The organism is Polaromonas sp. (assembly GCF_030680935.1).
Lineage (GTDB): Bacteria > Pseudomonadota > Gammaproteobacteria > Burkholderiales > Burkholderiaceae_C > Polaromonas.
The window spans coordinates 74,297-91,584 of record NZ_JAUXUP010000007.1 but is presented as its reverse complement, the minus strand read 5'-3'; the positions used below and the strand labels follow the sequence as shown (position 1 = coordinate 91,584).

Sequence of the window (17,288 nt, the reverse complement as noted above, 5' to 3'; positions counted from 1 at the left end):
CAGCCCTGAATCATTGAAAATTCTGATGAAAGCAGTTGAAATCACCTCCTTCGGCGCGCCCGACGTTCTGCGTCTGGGCGAGCGGCCTGCGCCGGTGGCGGGCAGCGGCGAGTTGCTGATTCGCGTCGCTGCCTCCGGCATCAACCGGCCTGATGTGCTTCAGCGCACCGGCAACTACCCCGTTCCTCCGGGCGCGTCGGACATTCCTGGCCTGGAAGTGGCGGGGGTGGTTGTCAGCGGTGATGCGCAGGCCATGGCCAGTGCCGGCTTCAAAGTGGGTGACCGTGTTTGTGCGCTGGTGGCCGGCGGCGGATATGCCGAACTGTGTGTGGCGCCTGTGGGCCAATGCCTGTCGACGCCAGACGGGTTCAGTGATGTTGAAGCAGCGTCGCTGCCTGAGACTTTCTTTACGGTGTGGAGCAACGTCTTTGACCGGGTTCAACTTCGGGCAGGCGAGACACTGCTGATTCAAGGCGGCTCCAGCGGCATTGGCGTGACAGCCATCCAGATGGCCAAGGCCATGGGTGCGAAGGTCTACGTCACGGTGGGCAGCGACGACAAAGCCGCCGCTTGCCTGCGGCTCGGGGCCGACCACGCGATCAATTACAAAACCAGTGACTTTGTCGAAGAGGTGAAAAAACTGACCGTCGGTCAAGGTGTCAACGTCATTCTGGACATGGTGGCGGGCACTTATGTGGCGCGTGAGATCGAGTGCCTGGCCGACGATGGTCGCCTGGTCATCATCGCGGTGCAAGGCGGCATCAAGGCTGAGCTCAATGCCGGTCTGGTACTGCGCAAGCGTCTGACCATCACCGGTTCGACACTGCGTCCGCGGCCGTTGGCTTTCAAGACTGCGATTGCGCAAGCACTGAAAGAAAAAATCTGGCCCCTGCTGGCAAGCGGCGCGATCAAGCCCGTGATCCACAGTACCTTTGCTGCGGCCGACGCTGCCAAAGCCCATGCGCTGATGGAGTCGAACCAGCATGTCGGCAAAATTGTTTTGACATGGTGAAGTCATGAGTGTGAAAAAACTGATTGCGGGCAACTGGAAAATGAACGGCAGCCTGGCCGCCAACGAGGCCCTGCTCAGGGCGCTAGCCAGTGGCATGCCGGTGCAGTCAGTTTGTGCGGTGGCAGTGTGTGTGCCTGCGCCGTATCTGGCACAGTTTCAGGCCATGGCCGTGACTCTGCCCGCGCTAGATGGCATTGATTTGGGAGCACAGGATGTGTCTGCCAAAGCGTCAGGGGCTTACACCGGCGAGGTGAGTGCGTCCATGCTCAAGGACTTCGGGTGTCGTTATGCCATCGTGGGCCACTCCGAGCGGCGCCAGTACCACTTTGAGACCGATACGCTCGTTGCAGAAAAAACGCAGCAAGCGCTGGCTGCGGGCATCACGCCGATTGTGTGTGTCGGCGAGACACTGGCGGAGCGTGAAGCAGGGCAGACCGAAAGCGTTGTCAAGCGGCAACTGGCTGCGGTGATTCATGCCAACGGCCACTGCATCAGTGAAATTGTCGTGGCCTATGAACCCGTGTGGGCGATTGGCACCGGCAAGACGGCCACGCCCGAAGAGGCGCAAGCGGTGCATGCGGTGCTGCGGGCACAACTGAAGGCCGCGACCGATCATGCGGACCGTGTGAAAATTCTGTATGGCGGCAGCATGAACGCGGCCAACGCCGCTTCGCTGCTGGCCCAGGCCGACATTGATGGCGGCCTGATTGGCGGGGCTTCGCTGAAAGCTGCCGATTTTTTGACAATTATTGCTGCAGCCGTCGTCTGACGTGCGTGTAGTGCTATTTATTTAGGAGTAAATATGAATGCTTTGTTAACCGTTGTTCTGGCGGTCCAGATGCTCACCGCGCTCGGCATGATAGGCCTGATCCTGGTGCAGCACGGCAAAGGCGCCGACATGGGCGCAGCCTTTGGCAGCGGTGGCTCTGGCAGCTTGTTTGGCGCCAGTGGCAGTGCCAACTTCCTGTCCCGCACCACAGCGGTACTGGCCGCTGTGTTTTTTGCCGCCACCTTGATGCTGGCCTACTTTGGCAATTCAGGGCCCCAGACGGGCACCAGCGTTCTGGAAGGCTCGGCGATTACTGCGCCCGTTCCGGCACCGACAGGTGCCGCACAGATTCCGGGCACCGCAGTGCCGGCAAGCACATCGGGCGCCGTTGCTGTGCCGCCTGCACCAGCTGCTTCCGGGGCTGGACAAATCCCGACGAAATAGAGTGATCAAGGGGTGCTGCGCCTCAGGGCGCAGCCTGAATTCAGGGTAAACTCTGAGACTGTCTGGAAAGCCAAAAACCTCCGGGTTTCCTCATGCCATCCAGACAGTTAAAACCGCGGACGTGGTGAAATTGGTAGACACGCTATCTTGAGGGGGTAGTGGCGAAAGCTGTGCGAGTTCGAGTCTCGCCGTCCGCACCACTTACAGGCACGGGTCTGCGCTGCAAGGGCAGGGCGCCGGGCCCGGAACAGCAAACTGGCACACGGCACAAGCGGCTTGCAGAAGTTGAATCGACGATGAACCTCGACCAATACCTCCCCGTCCTGTTGTTTATTCTGGTCGGCGTGGCTGTCGGCGTGGTGCCCCAGTTGCTCGGGCGTCTGCTTGGTCCCAACAAGCCAGACAGTGAAAAAAATTCCCCTTATGAGTGCGGCTTCGAGGCGTTTGAAGATGCCCGCATGAAGTTCGATGTGCGCTACTACCTCGTCGCCATCCTGTTCATACTTTTCGATCTTGAGATTGCCTTCCTGTTTCCCTGGGCCGTGGCGCTCAAGGAGATTGGTGCAGTCGGTTTCTGGTCCATGATGATTTTCCTGGGCATTCTGGTCGTGGGTTTTATCTACGAGTGGAAAAAGGGTGCGCTGGACTGGGAATAGCGGGCAGTGATCAAGCGACCGCATGAGCGGTAGCCACAAAGGTACAGGTATGTCACTAGAAGGTGTTTTCAACGAAGGCTTCATGACCACGAGTTACGACTCGGTGGTCAATTGGGCCAAGACCGGATCGCTCTGGCCCATGACGTTTGGGCTGGCCTGCTGTGCGGTGGAGATGATGCATTCGGCCGCAGCGCGCTACGACATCGGCCGCTTCGGCGCCGAGGTGTTTCGTGCCAGTCCGCGTCAGAGTGACCTGATGATTGTGGCCGGAACGCTCTGCAACAAGATGGGGCCGGCCTTGCGCAAGGTGTACGACCAGATGGCCGAGCCGCGCTGGGTGATCTCCATGGGATCGTGTGCCAATGGCGGCGGCTACTACCACTACAGTTATTCGGTGGTCCGTGGTTGTGATCGCATTGTGCCCGTGGATGTCTACGTCCCGGGGTGTCCACCCACGGCAGAGGCGTTGATCTACGGCATCATCCAGCTGCAGCAGAAAATCCGCCGCACCAACACCATTGCGAGGGCTTGATGGGTCCTTTGCATCCCGCTTCTGCTGAAGAACTCGCCGGCATTGTCACTGCTGCGCTGGGTGAAAAAGCCAAACGTGTCACCGTTGCGCTTGGTGAACTGACCGTTTTGGTCGATGCCGTCGACTACAAGGCTGCTGCCCAAATCCTGCGCGATGCCAGGGGTTGCCAGTTTGAGCAGTTGATGGATCTGTGTGGTGTTGATTACTCTGAATATGCCGATGGGCAATACGATGGCCGGCGTTTTTGCGTGGTCTCCCATCTGCTGTCGGTCAGCCTGAATCAGCGGGTTCGCCTGAAAGTTTTCTGCGCGGATGATGATTTTCCGGTCGTGGCCTCCGTCAACGACCTGTGGAATTCAGCCAACTGGTTCGAGCGCGAGGCATTTGACCTGTTCGGCATCATTTTTGAAGGCCACAACGACCTGCGCCGCATCCTGACCGACTATGGATTTATCGGCCATCCCTTCCGCAAGGATTTCCCGACCACGGGTTATGTCGAGATGCGTTATGACCCCGAACAGAAACGGGTGATTTACCAGCCGGTGACCATTGAACCGCGCGAAATCACCCCGCGCGTGATCCGTGAAGACAACTACGGAGGACTCCAGTAAGGAGCCCGCAAGAGACCGACATGGCTGAAATCAAGAACTACACACTCAACTTCGGGCCGCAGCATCCCGCTGCCCACGGCGTACTGCGCCTGGTGCTGGAACTGGATGGCGAGGTCGTGCAGCGTGCAGATCCGCACATCGGTCTGTTGCACCGCGCCACCGAAAAACTCGCCGAAAGCAAGACTTACATCCAGTCGCTGCCTTATATGGACCGGCTCGACTACGTGTCGATGATGTGCAACGAGCACGCCTACTGTCTGGCTATCGAGAAGCTGCTGGGTGTGGATGTGCCGATCCGCGCGCAATACATCCGTGTCATGTTCTCGGAAATCACGCGCCTGCTCAATCACCTGATGTGGCTGGGCTCGCATGGCAACGACTGCGGCAGCTCAACCATCCTGATCTACACCTTCAGGGAGCGTGAAGATCTGTTTGATATCTACGAAGCCGTGTCTGGTGCCCGCATGCACGCGGCCTACTTCCGTCCTGGCGGTGTTTACCGTGACCTGCCGGACAGCATGCCGCAGTACAAGGTCAGCAAGATCAGGAATGCCAAAGCCATAGCGGCCATGAACGAGAACCGCCAGGGTTCCCTGCTTGATTTCATCAGCGACTTCACGCGGCGCTTTCCCGGCTATGTGGACGAATACGAAACACTGCTCACGGACAACCGCATCTGGAAGCAGCGCACGGTGGGCGTCGGCGTGGTGTCGCCAGAACGCGCGCTTGGCATGGGCATGACCGGTCCGATGTTGCGCGGCTCAGGCATCGCATGGGACTTGCGCAAGCAGCAGCCTTACGAGGTGTACGACCGCATGGACTTCGACATTCCGGTGGGCAAAACCGGTGACTGCTACGACCGCTATCTGGTACGGGTCGAGGAAATGCGCCAGTCCAACCGCATCATCGAGCAGTGTGTGGCCTGGTTGCGCGCCAACCCGGGCCCGGTGATTACCAGCAACCACAAAGTCGCGGCTCCGGGTCGCGAGTCCATGAAATCCAACATGGAAGAGCTGATCCACCACTTCAAGCTCTTCACCGAAGGCTTTCATGTGCCCGAAGGCGAAGCCTATGCCGCGGTTGAGCATCCCAAAGGCGAATTCGGGATTTACATCGTCAGCGACGGGGCCAACAAGCCCTATCGCCTGAAGATTCGCCCGCCCGGTTTTGCACACCTTGCTGCACTGGACGAAATGGCCCGTGGTCACATGCTGGCGGATGCCGTGGCGATCATTGGCACCATGGACATTGTTTTTGGAGAGATTGATCGATGATCTCTGAAGTCACCAAAGCGCGCTTCGATAAAGAAGTCGCCAAATACCCCGCAGATCAGAGGCAGTCGGCCGTCATGGCCTGCCTCGCCATCGTGCAGGAAGAGCAGGGCTACGTCAGCGCCGAGAGCGAAAAACTCGTGGCCGGGTACCTGGGCATGGCGCCGATTGCGGTGCATGAGGTCACGACCTTCTACAACATGTACAACCAGAAGCCGCAGGGCAAGTACAAGCTCAACGTCTGCACCAACCTGCCGTGCCAGTTGCGCGATGGCACCAAGGCGCTGGCCTACCTGGAGCAAAAATTGGGCGTGACCATGGGCGGCACCACCGCCGACGGCCTGTTCACCCTGCAGCAGTCCGAGTGCCTGGGCGCCTGCGCCGACTCGCCGGTCATGCTGGTCAATGACCTGCACATGTGCAGCTTCATGAGCAACGACAAGCTCGACCAGCTGATAGCCGGCCTTCAATCTGCCGAGGCAAAGTAACCATGTCTGCTTCCAGCATTCTTTCCCAGTTTGAGGCCACCGGTGTCCAGACTTCTTTTCATGGCCGTCACATCAGCCCGCAGATCATGGCGGACCTCGACGGCTCGAACTGGCGCCTGAAAGACTACGAGGCACGTGGCGGTTACCAGGCGCTGCGCAAGATTCTGGGCCAGGACGGCGGCGAAGGCCTGACGCAAGACCAGGTGATCGCCGAGGTCAAGGGCAGCGGCCTGCGCGGGCGTGGGGGTGCCGGTTTTCCGACCGGCCTGAAATGGAGCTTCATGCCGCGCCAGTTCCCGGGTCAAAAATACCTGGTCTGCAACTCGGACGAAGGTGAGCCGGGCACGGCCAAAGACCGCGACATCATGCAGTACAACCCGCATATCGTCATCGAAGGCATGGCGATTGCCGCCTACGCGATGGGCATCAGTGTCGGCTACAACTACATCCACGGCGAAATTTTCACCACCTACAAGCGCTTTGAAGAGGCGCTCGAAGAAGCGCGTGCTGCGGGCCTGCTCGGCAACAACATCCTGGGCAGCAGCTACAGCTTTCAGCTGCATGCGGCGCACGGTTTCGGCGCCTACATCTGCGGCGAAGAAACCGCCTTGCTCGAATCGCTGGAAGGCAAAAAAGGCCAACCCCGTTTCAAACCGCCGTTTCCGGCGAGTTTTGGCCTGTACGGCAAACCGACGACCATCAACAACACCGAAACCTTCGCGGCCGTGCCCTGGATCATCCGCAACGGCGGCCAGGCTTATCTCGATTGCGGCAAGCCCAACAACGGCGGCACCAAGATATTCACCATCAGCGGCGATGTCGAGCGTCCCGGCAACTATGAAATCCCGATGGGCACGCCGTTTGCCAAGCTGCTGGAACTGGCGGGCGGCATGCGCGGCGGGCGCAAGCTCAAGGCGGTGATCCCTGGTGGTTCGTCCATGCCGGTGCTGCCAGCCGACATCATGATGGCCACCGACATGGACTACGACTCGATTGCCAAGGCTGGCTCCATGCTGGGCTCGGGCGCCGTCATCGTGATGGACGAAACGCGTTGCATGGTCAAGAGCCTGCTGCGCCTGTCCTACTTTTACATGCACGAGAGCTGTGGCCAGTGCACGCCTTGCCGCGAAGGCACCGGCTGGCTCTGGCGCATGGTGGACCGCATTGAACACGGCCAGGGGCGCGAGACCGATCTGGAGATGCTCAACTCGATTTCGGACAACATCCAGGGGCGTACCATTTGCGCGCTCGGTGACGCCGCCGCGATGCCGGTGCGCGCCATGATCAAGCACTTCCGCGCCGAGTTTGAGCACCACATCACCCACAAGACCTGCCTGGTCCCGGTTTACGCTTAATCGCGCCTCCCCTAAAAGCAAAAATTCACCATGGTTGAAATTCAACTCGACGGTCAGAAAGTGGAAGTGCTCGAAGGCAGCACGGTGATGCATGCGGCCGAAAAAGCCGGTACCTACATTCCCCATTTTTGTTATCACAAGAAACTCAGCATTGCGGCCAACTGCCGCATGTGCCTGGTCGATATCGAAAAAGCGCCCAAGCCCATGCCGGCCTGTGCCACGCCCGTGACGCAGGGCATGATCGTGCACACCAAGAGTGACAAAGCCATCAAGGCCCAGAAGGGTGTGATGGAGTTTTTACTGATCAACCACCCGCTCGATTGCCCGATCTGCGACCAGGGCGGCGAATGCCAGTTGCAGGACCTGGCGGTGGGTTATGGCGGCAGCGGCTCGCGTTACGAAGAAGAAAAACGCGTGGTTTTCCACAAAGACGTCGGCCCGCTGATTTCGATGGAAGAGATGAGCCGCTGCATCCATTGCACGCGCTGTGTGCGTTTTGGCCAGGAAGTCGCTGGCGTGATGGAACTCGGCATGTCGCACCGTGGTGAACATGCCGAGATTGAGACCTTCGTCGGCATGTCGGTGGACTCCGAGCTGTCCGGCAACATGATCGACATCTGCCCGGTGGGCGCGCTGACCAGCAAGCCTTTCCGTTACAGCGCCCGCACCTGGGAGCTGTCGCGCCGCAGGTCGGTCAGCCCACATGACTCTACCGGTGCCAACCTGATTGTTCAGGTCAAGAGCAACAAGGTCATGCGTGTGGTGCCACTGGAAAATGAAGACGTCAACGAATGCTGGATTGCCGATCGCGACCGCTTTTCCTATGAGGCCCTGGGCAGCGAGCAGCGCCTGACCGGCCCCATGCTCAAGCAGGGCGGGCAGTGGAAGGCAGTGGACTGGCAGACCGCCCTCGAATACGTGGCCAACGGCCTGAAGCAGATCAAGGCCGACCACGGCGCCGAGAGTATCGGCCTGCTGGCCAGCCCGCACAGCACGCTCGAAGAGCTGTACCTGGCGGCGTCGCTGATGCGTGGTCTGGGCAGCGACAACATCGATCACCGCCTGCGCCATGCCGATTTCACGCCTTCGCAAGGCGTGCGCTGGCTGGGCACTTCGATCGCATCGCTGTCGCAACTGCAGCGCGCGCTGGTGGTGGGCTCCAACCTGCGCAAGGATCATCCGCTGTTTGCGCAACGAATCCGGCAGTCAGTCCGCAAGGGCTGCGCGCTGAGTGTTATTAATTCAGCAGCAGAACTGGCCTCTGCCGATGCCTGGGCGATGCCGTTGGCGCACGCTACTCTGGCTGGCCCGGGTGCATGGGCGCAGGCGCTGGCCGATGTTGCCGCTGCGATAGCGGCAGACAAGGGTGTGCCCGCTCCTGCTGCTGGCCGGGCAACAGATGCCGCCAAAGCGATGTCCAAGTCATTGATGGGCGGTGAGCGCAAGGCCATCCTGCTGGGCAACGCTGCAGCACACCATGCCCAGGCCAGTACCTTGCTGGCCCTTGCCAACTGGATTGGCGAGCAGACCGGCGCATCCGTTGGTTACCTGACCGAAGCGGCCAACACCGTGGGCGCGCAGCTGGCCGGCGCCCTGCCGTCAGGCAAGGGCCTGAACGCGGGGCAGATGCTTGCGGGTGGTCTAAAGGCGGTCATTCTGCTGAACAACGAGCCGGAGTACGACTCGGCGGCGGGCGCAGCGGCAAAAGCCTCGCTCAATGCCGCCCAGATGGTAGTGACCTTGAGCCCCTTTAAGGCCAATCTGGATTTCAGCGACGTCTTGCTGCCGATTGCACCCTTTACAGAAACTCCCGGTACCTTTATCAACGCCGAAGGTCGCGTGCAGAGTTTTCATGCGGTGGTCAAACCTCAGGGTGAAACCCGGCCCGCCTGGAAGGTGCTGCGTGTGCTGGCCAACCTGCTGGAACTGCCCGGCTTTGATTTTGAGTCCGCGCAGGATGTACTCAAGCAGATCCCGGGCGCGCAAGATGCGGTGGTGTCGGCTGACAAGCTTGGCAACGCCACGCAAGCCACCATTGATCTGTCGGGGTCCGCTACAGCGCCTGTCGTCGCCAGCATTTACCAGCTCGACGGTTTGGTCCGGCGCGCCACGTCGCTGCAGCTGACCGCAGATGCGCGGCAGGCGGTGGCTGCTGAGGGAGTCACCGCATGATTGACAGCATATTCGGCTTTGGCCAAGGCTTGATGGGCGGCATCTGGCCGACCATGGTCTGGCCTGTGTTGTGGATACTGATCAAGATCGTCTGTGTGCTACTCCCCCTGATGGGCGCGGTAGCCTATCTGACGCTCTGGGAGCGCAAGTTGCTGGGCTTCATGCAGGTGCGACTTGGACCGAACCGCGTGGGCCCTTTCGGCTTGCTACAGCCCATCGCCGATGCGGTGAAGCTGCTCACCAAGGAAATCATCAGTCCGACGGCTGCCAGCAAAGGTCTGTTTGTACTCGGCCCCATCATGGCCATCATGCCAGCGCTGGCGGCATGGGTGGTGATTCCCTTCGGCCCCGACGTGGCGCTGGCCAATGTGAACGCCGGCTTGTTGCTGATCATGGCGATCACGTCGATCGAGGTGTATGGCGTGATCATTGCGGGATGGGCATCCAATTCGAAATATGCTTTTCTGGGCGCGTTGCGCGCCTCAGCCCAGATGGTCAGCTACGAAATCGCCATGGGTTTTTGCCTGGTGGTGGTGCTGATGGTGTCAGGCAGCATGAATTTGACCGACATCGTGATGGGACAGGCCAAAGGCATGGCCGCCGGCAGCGGATGGACCTTCCTGTCCTGGAACTGGCTGCCTTTGCTGCCTATCTTCATGGTTTATCTGATATCCGGCGTGGCCGAAACCAATCGCCATCCGTTTGACGTGGTGGAAGGCGAGGCCGAGATCGTGGCTGGCCATATGGTCGAGTATTCCGGCATGGGCTTTGCCATCTTCTTCCTCGCCGAATATGCCAGCATGTGGCTGGTGGCCATTCTTGGTGCACTCATGTTCCTGGGCGGCTGGTTGTCGCCGGTGGACCATGCCTTGTTCAACTGGATTCCTGGCTGGATCTGGCTGGGCCTGAAGACTTTCCTGGTCGTTTCCATGTTCATCTGGATCCGCGCGACTTTTCCGCGCTTCCGTTATGACCAGATCATGCGGCTAGGCTGGAAGATTTTTATCCCCGTCACCCTGGTGTGGCTGGTCGTTGTGGGCCTGTGGATGCAGACGCCCTGGAATATCTGGAACTAAGCGGAAAATCATCATGGCCAGCGCAACCGCTTCAACTTTTTCATTCCGGGATTTTTTCAGGAGCTTCATGCTCGTGGAATTGCTCAAGGGCATGGCTCTGACCGGACGGTACGCCTTCCGGCGCAAGATCACTGTGCAATTTCCTGAAGAGAAAACACCGCTTTCTCCACGCTTTCGGGGTCTGCACGCATTGCGCCGTTATGACAACGGCGAAGAGCGCTGCATTGCCTGCAAGCTCTGCGAGGCGGTTTGCCCGGCCATGGCGATCACGATCGAGTCGGATGTTCGCGAAGACGGTAGCCGCCGGACGTCGCGCTACGACATCGACTTGACCAAGTGCATTTTTTGCGGTTTCTGCGAGGAAAGTTGCCCGGTCGACTCCATTGTGGAGACACATATCCTCGAGTACCACGGTGAGAAGCGCGGCGATCTGTATTTCACCAAGGAGATGCTGCTGGCCGTGGGTGACCGCTATGAAAAAGAAATCGCCGCCAGCCGGGCTGCGGATGCCAAGTACCGCTGAAACCGCTTCAAAGCAGTTGGCTCAAGAAAGATTCGCCGAACATGGACGTTAAAACAGGTTTCTTCTATTTTTTCTCCCTGGTGTTGCTGTTTGCAGCTTTCCGGGTGATCACGGCGCGCAACCCTGTGCATGCGGTGCTGTACCTGATGCTCGCGTTTTCCCAGGCGGCCGCGGTTTGGTTGCTCCTCAAGGCCGAGTTTCTTGCCATTACTCTGGTGCTCGTGTACCTGGGTGCGGTGATGGTGCTGTTCCTGTTTGTAGTGATGATGCTGGACATCAACATGGACACCGTGCGCAGGGGCTTCTGGAAGCACTTTCCGCTGGCCGCTACGGTCGGCGTGCTGATCGCACTCGAAATGGCTGCGGTGCTGATGGGTGTGCGCTGGAAGGAAGAGGTCAGGGGCACCGCTCTGCTCAACGCCGCTGGCCAGACGATTCAGCCATCCAACACCATGGCAGTGGGCAAGTTGCTGTACACCGAGTATCTGTACCCCCTGCAGATTGCCGCGACCATTTTGCTGGTGGCGATGATCGCCGCCATTGCCCTGACCCTGCGCCAGCGCAAGGACAGCAAACACATCAACCCGGCCTTGCAGGTGCGCGTGAAGGCGCGGGACCGCGTCACACTCGTCAAAGTGGCGGCCACGCAGGCTGCCCCTGATGTGGCTGCACCACCGCCCCCCGCCGAGGAGAAAAAATCATGACATTGACCTTGGGGCACTTTCTATCGCTGGGGGCCATGCTTTTTGCGCTGTCGGTGGTGGGTATTTTTCTTAACCGGAAGAACCTGATTGTTTTGCTGATGGCCATCGAGCTGATGCTGCTGGCTGTCAATACGAATTTCGTCGCCTTTTCGTATTATCTGGGTGACATGCATGGGCAGATATTCGTGTTTTTCATTCTGACGGTTGCTGCGGCCGAATCGGCCATCGGTCTGGCGATCCTGGTGTTGCTGTTCCGGAACAAGTCCAGTATCAACGTGGACGAACTTAATACGCTCAAGGGTTAACACACATGAGTCAGACCCTTTCTGCCAGCACCTTGCTGGCCGTTCCCATGGCGCCGCTGGCCGGTGCCTTGCTGGCCGGTATTTTTGGCACGGCTTTTGGCGGCAACTGGATTGGCAAGCGCCTGTCGCACACCTTGACCATTCTCGGTGTGCTGGTGGCCTTCATTCTTTCGGCCATGACACTCAAGAGTGTGGCGATTGACGGTGCGCGCTTTAACGAGACGCTTTACACCTGGATGGTGGTCGGTGGCCTGAAGATGGAGATCGGCTTCCTGGTGGATGGCCTGACAGCCATGATGATGTGTGTCGTCACCTTTGTTTCGCTCATGGTTCATATCTACACCATCGGCTACATGGAAGAAGACGAAGGCTACAACCGCTTTTTCGCCTACATCTCGCTTTTCACCTTCTCCATGCTGATGCTGGTCATGAGCAACAACATGTTGCAGCTGTTTTTCGGCTGGGAGGCGGTGGGCCTGGTGTCTTACCTGCTGATCGGTTTCTGGTTCAACAAGCCGACCGCCATCTTCGCCAACATGAAAGCCTTTCTGGTCAACCGCGTCGGTGACTTCGGCTTTATCCTCGGCATCGGCCTGCTGGCCGCTTACGCCGGCACACTGAACTACACCGAAGTATTTGCCAAGTCGGGCGAAATTGCGGCGCTCAGCCTTCCAGGCACCGACTGGATGCTGATCACCGTGATCTGCATCTGCCTGTTTATTGGTGCCATGGGCAAGTCGGCCCAGTTCCCGCTGCATGTCTGGCTGCCTGATTCGATGGAAGGCCCGACGCCGATTTCGGCACTGATCCACGCGGCCACCATGGTCACCGCAGGCATCTTCATGGTGGCGCGCATGTCGCCGCTGTTTGAGCTCAGTGACACGGCGCTTAGCTTCATCATGGTGATCGGCGCCATCACCGCGCTGTTCATGGGTTTCCTGGGCATCATCCAGAACGACATCAAACGCGTGGTGGCGTATTCCACACTGTCCCAGCTCGGCTACATGACGGTGGCGCTGGGTGCCTCGGCCTACTCGGTGGCGGTCTTCCATCTGATGACCCACGCCTTCTTCAAGGCGCTGCTGTTTCTGGCGGCGGGTTCAGTCATCATGGGGGTGCACCATAACCAGGACATCCGCTGGATGGGTGGGCTGCGCAAGTACATGCCCATCACCTGGATCACGGCGTTGCTCGGCTCGCTGGCGCTGATTGGTACCCCGCTGTTTGCTGGCTTTTATTCCAAAGACAGCATCATTGAAGCCGTGCATTTCAGCACCTTGCCGGGTGCCGGCTTTGCGTATTTCGCGGTACTGGCCGGCGTGTTTGTCACCGCCTTTTATTCTTTCCGCATGTATTTTCTGGTGTTCCACGGCAAGGAGCGTTTTGACCAGAACCCCGATGCCCACCATGATGGCCATCACGATGACCACCATGGCCATGAGCCGCACCATGCACCGCATGAATCGCCGTGGGTAGTCACTGCGCCGCTGCTCCTGCTGGCCGTTCCGTCGGTGGTGATTGGTTTCATGGCCATAGGGCCCATGTTGTTTGGCGACTTCCTGAAAGACGCAATCATTGTCAACGCCGACAAACACCCGGCCATGGCAGAGCTGGCCAAAATCTTCCACGGCCCTGTGCAAATGGCTTTGCATGGCCTGATGACGCTGCCGTTCTGGCTGGCTCTGGCTGGCGTCGCTTCGGCCTGGTACATGTACATGGTTAATCCCGCATTGCCGGCGGCCATCAAGCGCCGGGTGGAGCCGCTTTACACCCTGCTGGAAAACAAGTACTACATGGACTGGTTCAATGAAAACGTGCTGGCACGCGGAGCGCGCGCGTTGGGCACCGGACTGTGGAAGGGCGGCGACGAAAAAATGATCGACGGTGCCCTGGTCAATGGCTCCTGGAAGCTGGTGGGCTGGGTGTCCGCGGTGGTGCGCAAGGTGCAAACGGGCTACATCTACCACTATGCGCTGGCCATGATCATGGGTATTTTTATCCTGATCAGTTACTTCTCGACCTGGCCCATGATCAAAAATCTGCTCGGCAAATAAGAGGAATAATAAAAATGGGATTGTTGAGCCTTGCCATCTGGACACCGGTTTTTTTCGGTGTCGTGTTGCTGGCACTCGGACGTGACGATCAGGCGCGCAGCGTGCGCTGGGTTGCGCTGATCGGTGCCCTTGTCAGTTTTCTGGTGACCCTGCCTTTGTACGGCGGTTTCGAGCTCGGTACACCCGCCATGCAGTTTGTCGAGAAAGCAGTGTGGATAGACCGGTTTGATATCAATTACCACTTGGGTGTGGATGGCATCTCTCTGTGGTTTGTATTGCTGACGGCGTTTATCAATGTAGTCGTCATCATTGCCAGCTGGGAGTCGATCACCACCCGCGTCAACCAGTACATGGCGGCTTTCCTCATCCTCAGCGGCTTGATGATCGGCGTCTTCTGCGCGCTCGATGGCATGCTTTTTTACGTGTTTTTTGAAGCCACGCTGATACCGATGTACCTGATCATCGGCATCTGGGGCGGGCCCAAAAAGATCTACGCCGCCTTCAAGTTCTTTCTCTATACCTTGCTTGGCTCGCTGCTGATGCTGATCGCGCTGATCTTCCTCTACGTCAAGTCCAATGGCAGTTTTGATCTTGCCACCTGGTATACGTTGCCTTTGAGCGGCACGGCGCAGACTTTCCTGTTCTTCGCTTTCTTCGCCGCCTTTGCTGTCAAGGTGCCGATGTGGCCGGTGCACACATGGCTGCCCGATGTGCACGTTGAGGCGCCGACTGGCGGCTCTGCGGTGCTGGCTGCCATCATGCTCAAGCTGGGCGCTTACGGTTTTCTGCGCTTTTCGATGCCGATCGCACCTGACGCCGCGCGCGAGTGGGCCTGGTTGATGATTGCGCTGTCGCTGATCGCCGTGATTTATGTGGGCCTGGTCGCCATGGTCCAGCAGGACATGAAAAAACTAGTGGCCTATTCGTCTGTGGCGCACATGGGTTTTGTCACATTGGGCTTCTTCATTTTCAATGACCTGGGTGTATCTGGCGGCATTGTCCAGATGATTGCGCATGGTTTTGTGTCGGGTGCGATGTTCCTGTGTATTGGCGTGTTGTACGACCGGGTGCATTCGCGCGAGATTGCCAGCTACGGCGGCGTCGTCAACACCATGCCCAAGTTCGCTGCCTTTGCATTGCTGTTTGCCATGGCCAATAGCGGCCTGCCTGCCACCGCCGGTTTTGTGGGCGAGTGGATGGTCATATTGGGTGCCATCAAGTTCAATTTCTGGATCGGCATGGGCGCTGCCACCGCCCTGATTTTCGGCGCTGCCTACACCCTGTGGATGTTCAAGCGGGTGTACCTGGGCCCGGTGACCAACGACGAGGTCAAGGGCCTGACCGACATCAACAGCCGCGAGTTCCTGATGCTGTCGCTGCTCGCCGTGGCCGTCCTGTACATGGGTATCTACCCCAAGCCCTTCACCGATGTGATGGACAGCTCGGTGGCTGGTCTTCTCAAGCATGTCGCGGCTTCCAAACTGCCATAAGCAACCCACATAAGAATTCAGATGATTGACAAACTATCCTGGATCGCGGCTTTGCCCGAGATCGTTCTGCTGGCGATGGCCTGCGTCATCCTGCTGGTGGATCTTGGCGTCAAAAGCCCGCAGCGCACGCTCACCTACGTGTTGACCCTGCTGACGCTGGCTGCGGTGGCCGCGCTCACGGCGGTGTACGCCGTCAACGGCACCACGGTGTATGGTTTCGGAAAAATGGTGGTCAGCGACCCCATGGGTAACTGGCTCAAATGTTTCGCCAGCCTGGCCATGATGGTGACCCTGGTGTACGGGCGGCCCTATGCGGCTGATCGGCAAATGTTGCGCGGTGGCGAGCTGTTCACGCTAGGCATGTTTGCGCTGCTGGGTATTTTCGTCATGATCTCGGGCAACAACTTCCTGGTGATCTACATGGGGCTTGAGCTCATGGCTCTGTGCAGCTACGCGTTGGTGGCGCTGCGCCGCGACAACGCAACCGCCACAGAGGCGGCCATGAAATATTTTGTGTTGGGTGCGCTGGCCTCGGGCTTCCTGCTTTACGGCCTGTCCATGATGTATGGCGCCACCGGTTTCCTGGACGTCCACGAGGTTTACACAGCCATTGCCGGCCGCCAGGTGAACCACCAGTTGCTGGTGTTCGGTCTGGTCTTCGTCGTGGCTGGCCTGGCTTTCAAATTGGGTGCGGTGCCATTTCACATGTGGCTGCCTGACGTGTACCAGGGCGCACCCACAGCCATCACGCTGCTGATTGGTGCAGCGCCTCAACTGGCGGCATTTGCCATCTGTATACGCTTGCTGGTGCAGGGCATGCTTCCGCTGGCGATTGACTGGCAACAAATGCTAGGGCTGATGGCTGTAGGCTCGCTGCTGGTGGGTAATCTCGCGGCGATTGCGCAATCCAACCTTAAACGCATGCTGGCCTTTTCCACCATCTCGCAGATGGGTTTTCTGTTGCTGGCGCTGCTGGCTGGCGTGGTCAACGGCAATCAGCTGAATGTGGAATACGCCTACGGTGCGGCCATGTTTTATGTCATCACCTATGTGCTGACCACGCTAGCGGTGTTCGGTGTCATCCTGCTGCTGGCGCGGGTTGGCCATGAATCTGAAGAGATCAGCGACCTGGCCGGTCTGAACCAGCGTAGCCCGCTGTTTGCGGGTGTCATGGCCATTTGCATGTTTTCGCTGGCGGGTGTGCCGCCGGTGGTCGGGTTTTACGCCAAGCTGGGCGTGTTGCAGGCGCTGGTTTCTTCGCAGCAGACCTTGTATGTAGTGCTGGCCGTTTTTGCGGTGATGATGTCGCTGATTGGTGCCTTTTACTACCTGCGTGTGGTCAAAGTGATGTACTTCGATGCGCCCAATGCCGGCATGCCCACAGCCATTGATGCACCTGCCGATGCCCGGGTGGTGCTGTCCATCAATGGCGCCCTGGTGTTGCTGTTGGGCATCATGCCCGGCGGGCTGATGACGCTGTGTACCCAGGCGATCGCCAGTGTCGTCAAGTCCCTGGGGACCTGAATGACCCAAACCGTTTCGGTGTGGCTGGTGGTGGGCCTGGCCCTGCTGGCCGCCAACCTGCCATTCATCAGCAACCGCCTGCTGCTGGTTTACCGCTTGACCGGTCCCAAAGTTCTGGCGGTGCGCCTGGTTGAGCTGGTTCTCTGGTACTTTGTTGTGGGCGGTATTGCGTTGCTGCTTGAGCAAAGCGTCGGGCAAATTGCGCCTCAAGGGTGGGAGTTTTACGCCATCACAGCCACCTTGTTCGCCACCTTTGCCTTTCCGGGTTTTGTTTTTCGCTACCTGTTCAAACACCGGTAGAC

General features: G+C 58.8%; 18 protein-coding genes and 1 tRNA gene. All 19 read left to right on the top strand.

The window, feature by feature from the left end; genetic code table 11:
- Positions 1–25: 25 nt before the first annotated feature.
- The 19 genes from Q8L50_RS02005 (at position 26) to Q8L50_RS01915 (ending at position 17,286) form a co-directional block, all read left to right on the top strand.
- A complete protein-coding gene (locus Q8L50_RS02005) occupies positions 26–1,012 on the top strand; it encodes an NAD(P)H-quinone oxidoreductase (protein ID WP_305346969.1) in 987 nt (328 codons plus the stop codon).
- Positions 1,013–1,016: 4 nt separating this feature from the next.
- Complete coding sequence (gene tpiA, locus Q8L50_RS02000; RefSeq protein ID WP_305346968.1) at positions 1,017–1,781, top strand: triose-phosphate isomerase; 765 nt, start codon at positions 1,017–1,019, stop codon at positions 1,779–1,781.
- 33 nt (positions 1,782–1,814) lie between these two features.
- Entirely contained in the window at positions 1,815–2,225 is a 411-nt protein-coding gene (gene secG / locus Q8L50_RS01995) for a preprotein translocase subunit SecG (RefSeq protein WP_305346967.1), read from the top strand.
- Positions 2,226–2,340: 115 nt separating this feature from the next.
- Positions 2,341–2,425 (top strand) — tRNA-Leu (locus Q8L50_RS01990).
- A gap of 96 nt (positions 2,426–2,521) precedes the next feature.
- Positions 2,522–2,881 carry an NADH-quinone oxidoreductase subunit A gene (locus Q8L50_RS01985; RefSeq protein ID WP_305346966.1) on the top strand — a complete coding sequence of 120 codons (360 nt, stop codon included), beginning with the start codon at positions 2,522–2,524 and terminating at the stop codon, positions 2,879–2,881.
- Positions 2,882–2,930: 49 nt separating this feature from the next.
- Positions 2,931–3,413, top strand: a complete 483-nt coding sequence (locus Q8L50_RS01980) for an NADH-quinone oxidoreductase subunit B family protein (RefSeq protein WP_077593284.1) — start codon at positions 2,931–2,933, stop codon at positions 3,411–3,413.
- Positions 3,413–4,024, top strand: a complete 612-nt coding sequence (locus Q8L50_RS01975; RefSeq protein WP_305346965.1) for an NADH-quinone oxidoreductase subunit C — start codon at positions 3,413–3,415, stop codon at positions 4,022–4,024. The genes Q8L50_RS01980 and Q8L50_RS01975 overlap by 1 nt, the downstream gene beginning before the upstream one ends.
- 20 nt (positions 4,025–4,044) lie before the next feature.
- Complete coding sequence (locus Q8L50_RS01970; protein ID WP_305346964.1) at positions 4,045–5,298, top strand: NADH-quinone oxidoreductase subunit D; 1,254 nt, start codon at positions 4,045–4,047, stop codon at positions 5,296–5,298.
- On the top strand, positions 5,295–5,783 hold the full coding sequence (gene nuoE / locus Q8L50_RS01965; RefSeq protein ID WP_305346963.1) for an NADH-quinone oxidoreductase subunit NuoE: 489 nt from the start codon (positions 5,295–5,297) through the stop codon (positions 5,781–5,783). The genes Q8L50_RS01970 and nuoE overlap by 4 nt, the downstream gene beginning before the upstream one ends.
- Positions 5,784–5,785: 2 nt before the next feature.
- Positions 5,786–7,138, top strand: coding sequence for an NADH-quinone oxidoreductase subunit NuoF (gene nuoF / locus Q8L50_RS01960; RefSeq protein ID WP_305346962.1), 1,353 nt, complete (start codon positions 5,786–5,788; stop codon positions 7,136–7,138).
- 30 nt (positions 7,139–7,168) lie between these two features.
- On the top strand, positions 7,169–9,310 hold the full coding sequence (gene nuoG, locus Q8L50_RS01955; protein ID WP_305346961.1) for an NADH-quinone oxidoreductase subunit NuoG: 2,142 nt from the start codon (positions 7,169–7,171) through the stop codon (positions 9,308–9,310).
- Positions 9,307–10,386, top strand: coding sequence for an NADH-quinone oxidoreductase subunit NuoH (nuoH, locus tag Q8L50_RS01950; protein WP_305346960.1), 1,080 nt, complete (start codon positions 9,307–9,309; stop codon positions 10,384–10,386). Before nuoG ends, nuoH begins: the two co-directional genes overlap by 4 nt.
- A gap of 13 nt (positions 10,387–10,399) precedes the next feature.
- Entirely contained in the window at positions 10,400–10,909 is a 510-nt protein-coding gene (nuoI, locus tag Q8L50_RS01945) for an NADH-quinone oxidoreductase subunit NuoI (RefSeq protein ID WP_305346959.1), read from the top strand.
- Positions 10,910–10,950: 41 nt separating this feature from the next.
- Complete coding sequence (locus Q8L50_RS01940; protein ID WP_305346958.1) at positions 10,951–11,613, top strand: NADH-quinone oxidoreductase subunit J; 663 nt, start codon at positions 10,951–10,953, stop codon at positions 11,611–11,613.
- A complete protein-coding gene (gene nuoK / locus Q8L50_RS01935) occupies positions 11,610–11,918 on the top strand; it encodes an NADH-quinone oxidoreductase subunit NuoK (RefSeq protein WP_305346957.1) in 309 nt (102 codons plus the stop codon). Before Q8L50_RS01940 ends, nuoK begins: the two co-directional genes overlap by 4 nt.
- Positions 11,919–11,923: 5 nt before the next feature.
- The gene (gene nuoL / locus Q8L50_RS01930; RefSeq protein ID WP_305346956.1) at positions 11,924–13,972 is read left to right on the top strand and encodes an NADH-quinone oxidoreductase subunit L; all 2,049 of its coding nucleotides are present in this window, start codon (positions 11,924–11,926) and stop codon (positions 13,970–13,972) included.
- A 14-nt stretch (positions 13,973–13,986) separates the two neighbouring features.
- Positions 13,987–15,462 carry an NADH-quinone oxidoreductase subunit M gene (locus tag Q8L50_RS01925; protein ID WP_305346955.1) on the top strand — a complete coding sequence of 492 codons (1,476 nt, stop codon included), beginning with the start codon at positions 13,987–13,989 and terminating at the stop codon, positions 15,460–15,462.
- A 21-nt stretch (positions 15,463–15,483) separates the two neighbouring features.
- A complete protein-coding gene (gene nuoN, locus Q8L50_RS01920) occupies positions 15,484–16,986 on the top strand; it encodes an NADH-quinone oxidoreductase subunit NuoN (protein ID WP_305346954.1) in 1,503 nt (500 codons plus the stop codon).
- Positions 16,987–17,286 carry a DUF2818 family protein gene (locus tag Q8L50_RS01915; protein ID WP_305346953.1) on the top strand — a complete coding sequence of 100 codons (300 nt, stop codon included), beginning with the start codon at positions 16,987–16,989 and terminating at the stop codon, positions 17,284–17,286.
- Positions 17,287–17,288: the final 2 nt, after the last annotated feature.